The sequence below is a fragment of the Streptomyces glaucescens genome (assembly GCF_002154375.1).
Taxonomy (GTDB): Bacteria; Actinomycetota; Actinomycetes; order Streptomycetales; family Streptomycetaceae; genus Streptomyces; species Streptomyces glaucescens.
This window is the reverse complement of record NZ_MUND01000755.1, coordinates 1-3,781: the sequence shown is the minus strand read 5'-3', so window position 1 is coordinate 3,781 and position 3,781 is coordinate 1. Positions and strand designations below refer to the sequence as shown.

Annotated in this window: 2 protein-coding genes; one reads left to right on the top strand and one right to left on the bottom strand. The window is 68.8% G+C overall.

Features of this window, described 5'->3' with window-relative positions; genetic code table 11:
- The first annotated feature begins 58 nt into the window (after positions 1-58).
- Positions 59-1,168, top strand: a complete 1,110-nt coding sequence (locus tag CCN42_RS36685; protein WP_086741642.1) for an acyltransferase family protein — start codon at positions 59-61, stop codon at positions 1,166-1,168.
- Positions 1,169-1,215: 47 nt separating this feature from the next.
- Here the strand turns inward: CCN42_RS36685 and CCN42_RS36680 are convergent.
- On the bottom strand, positions 1,216-3,781 hold a 2,566-nt coding region (locus CCN42_RS36680; RefSeq protein WP_107427704.1), incomplete at its 5' end, for an FG-GAP repeat domain-containing protein.

Genomic DNA, 3,781 nt, shown 5'->3' with positions numbered 1-3,781 from the left:
GGCCGGCACGGCCGCCCCCACCGAGGCGTCCCCGTCGCCGCCGGCCCCACGCGGCCCCGTGCGCGACCGGTACTTCGACCTGCTGCGGGCGGTGGCTCTCTTCCGGGTGGTGCTCTACCACCTCATGGGATGGGTGTGGCTGCCCGTGGTGTTCCCCTCCATGGGCGTCATGTTCGCGCTGGCGGGCAACCTCATGGCCAGGTCGCTGCGGCGCCCGGCCGTGCAGGTCGTACGGAGCCGCATGCGCCGGCTGCTGCCACCGCTGTGGCTGATGGGCGCGATCGGCGTGACCGGCATGCTGTTGCAGGGCTGGGCACCCGACGACGACGGGCATCCCGGCTGGTGGTGGCTCCACCTCACCTTCTGGATCCTTCCGCTCAGCGACCCGCCCTACGCGGAGGGGCTGTCCGGTGTGCACGGCGTGCTCGGCGAGGACTGGGCCACCGAACTGGCCGGTCCGCTCTGGTACATCCGCGCCTACCTCTGGTACGTCCTGCTCTCGCCGCTGCTCCTCAGAGCGCTGCGCGCCCAGCCGTGGGTCACGATCGCCGCACCCCTCGCCCTGTCGGCGGTTCTGGAGTTCGGCTATCTCGACCTGCCCGGGGAGCGGCTGCCCTCCGCGCTCACCGACTTCAGCACGTTCGGGGCGTGCTGGGTGCTCGGCATGGCGTACCAGCAAGGCGTGCTGCGGCGGATCCCGGCCTACGTCGTCCCGTCGGTCGCCCCGCTCATCGCCGGGGTGGGCCTGTGGTACGCCCTGTCGCACGGCCTCGGTGACGGCCGCGAACTGGACGACATCTCATTCGCCCAGGCCCTGTGGTCCTTCGGTACGGTCCTGCTCCTGCTGCACCTCAGCCCGAGCTGGTCACAGTGGCCCCGACGGCTGCGCCCCTTCGACCGCCTGATCACCCTGCTCAACTCGCGGGCGGTCACGATCTACCTCTGGCACAACCTCTGCATCCTCGTCGCCGCCACCGTGTGGGACGACCTGTGGAGCATCGACACACTCGCCGAGCACGAGTCGTGGCTCCTGGAGAGCCCCTGGCCCGTCCTCGCCCTCGCCTGGCTGCTCATCGCGGGCTGCGTGGTCGCGTTCGGATGGGTGGAGGACCTGGCGGCGAAGCGGAGGCCGCGGGTGTGGCCGGACGGCAGGCGGCGCCGGGACTGACGATCACCGGGGGCCCGTCTCGCAGGAGACGGGCCCCCGGGGGTGACTCAGCCGATGGCGATGCGGGTCTTCCAGTGGCCGGTGGGTCCGACGATCACCGTTCCGGGACCGGAGAGCGCGGTCCTGCTGCCGGAGTAGAACCGGACGGACCCGTCGGACCGCGTGGCCCAGATGTCGGGGATACGGTCCCCGTTGGCGTCCGGAGTGCCGTGCAGAAGGAGCACGCTGCTGCTGTACCAACCGGATGAGCCGTAGACGGTGTCCGCCCCGCCCGACGACCCCGCCTCGGTGGCGAGGGAGGCCGGCGAGACTCCGCCGCCGGCATCCGCCAGGCCCTTGCGCAGCATGAGCCGGCCGGTGAGGTCGGAACGGTAGACGAGGTCGGCGATCCCGTCACCGGAGACGTCCTGGACGGTCACGATGTCCAGGCTCTTCCATGAGGCCGACAGGAGGATCGCCTGGTCGATCGTGGCACCGTGGTAGCCGGTGAACGCCCACAACTGGTCGTCCGTCCCGATGCCGGCCGTGGCGAAGAAGTCGGTCCGGCCGTCCCCGGTGATGTCGCCCGCTGCCACGATCTGCGTGAGGCTCGCGGGGCTGGGCGCCCCGGAGGGCAACAGGATCTCCTGCCGCTTGTCGACGTTGACGGCGCCGTAGCCGTCGCCCGGATAGACCCACAGCTTGCCACCGACGCGCACGACGAGGTCCTGGAGGCCGTCACCGCCGAGGATGTCCCCGTTGTGAGTGATGAGCGCGCCCTTGAAGTGTCCGTTGGGGGCGGCCGCGAACGGCGGCTTGTCGTCCCCGTTGGGATCCTTCTCGGGATTGGCCCGGTAGGCGCCCGGCATGGAGTAGTCCAGGTCACCGGTTCCCGCGGTCAGGTCCGGCTTGCCCGACGAGGGGTAGAGGGCGAGGTTGCCGTCCACGGTGACGGCCATGAGATCGGGGAACCCGTCCCCCGTGAAGTCGCCGGGCTTGTCGACCTGCTCCTTCGGGCTGACGTAGAAGAGGTACCTCGTCGGTTCGGACACGTTGCCCGCGCTGTCGATCGCGCGCACGTAGAGCACATTGGGGCCCGCGAGTGGCGGCTTGGCGTCGGGAATGAGGGCGGTCACGGCTGTGGAGGTGCCGGCCGTTCGGCTGACATAGCCCGTGTAGCTCGGAGAGTTGTACCCGTACTCGTACCGGACGACGTCGCTGTTGACCGCGCGCAGTGTGAAGGTACCGGGTGTACCGAACCGCTTGGTGCTCCAGATGGCGTCCTCTGCCCCGCTGCCGAAGCCGTTCTCACTGCCGTCCGCGTTCGGGAAGTCGGTGGAGGTCACCTTGGGCGGCCGGGGCGCGGCCGTGTCGAGCACGAACTGGCAGGGGGCGGTGCGCGGGTAGTAGGGCGAGGTGGACCCATCGTCGTCGACCGCCCTGACCCGCCAGGAATAGGTGGCGCCGTTCCGGAGCCTGCTCGTCGGGAATCCCTTGGTCACCGCAAGGGCAGCCTCGGAGTCACCGCCCGTCGACACCTTGCCGACAGATCCGAGCAGGTCGCCCGTGTTCTTCCATTGGCCGTACTCCCAGAGGTCGAAGTCGAGGTAGTTGAGGTTCTTGTCCTTGTCCGTTGCCTTCGCGGTGAAGGTGAGGTCCGCCGATCCCATGCGGACGTAGGGCTTGCTCGTGGTGCACTTGCCTTCCGGGCCGAGGTCGAGGCTGTTCGGGACGATCGAGGGCTTCCGGTTGAAGACCAGTTTGAGCTGCGGCTGGAAATCGCCGTTGGCTTGGAACTTCTTCCAGGCGTACTGGGACTTCTCGTCGCGGGCGCGCAGTCCGAAGGTGATCGAGCTGTCACCGTCGTCCGCTGCTCGCTGTGCTGCGCTCACCACGTCGAACGCCTCGTAGGCATCGGGACACCCGGACTTGTAGCCGTGCGCGAAGCTCCTGGTGTCCAGCTTGTTGCCGTCGTGCAGGCGGGGTGCGTTCTTCCAGTTGGTGTGGGCGTTGATCGGACCGGTGAGGTGCACGCTCACCGAGCGCGCGCTGCACGACCAGGCGTAGGTCTCCCGCAGTACCAGGTCGGCATCGGTGATCTTCGTACCCCGCAGGTCCTTGTCGAACTCCATGTTGAAGAACGAGCGGGAGGTGCCCCAGGTGTCCGACTCGAAGCCGACGCGAGCCTCGTGTGTTCCGTTTTTGTTGAAGCCCTTGCCGTTGTAGAAGGTCGCGTTGGGGTGCCGGTCGTAGGCCGTGGTCCAGTTCTTGACGTCCTTCGTGACCGAGGGGTCGATGAAGACGGGGTAAGTGGTCGTCGGGTTCGTCAGGAATTCCTGGCTGGGAGTGAGCAGCCACGTGTCCGGAGCCAGATCGGTCTCGACGATGTCGCCGCGAGAGTCGGGGGACGGACCGTCCAGGGAGGGCAGGCTGAGCGTCGCTGCCGAGCCCGTGTGGGTGGGCGCGGGGGTGGGCTCGGGCAGTGCCGACGGCAGGGAAGGGCCCGAAACGTGGGGTGAGGGATCGTCGCTGGCGGAGGGCAGGTCCTCGACGTCGGTGTCACGCTGCTCGTCGGACTCGACGGGATCCTCTTCAGTGACGCTCGGACTCGGGCTGGTGTCCTCGGTGGGGGTC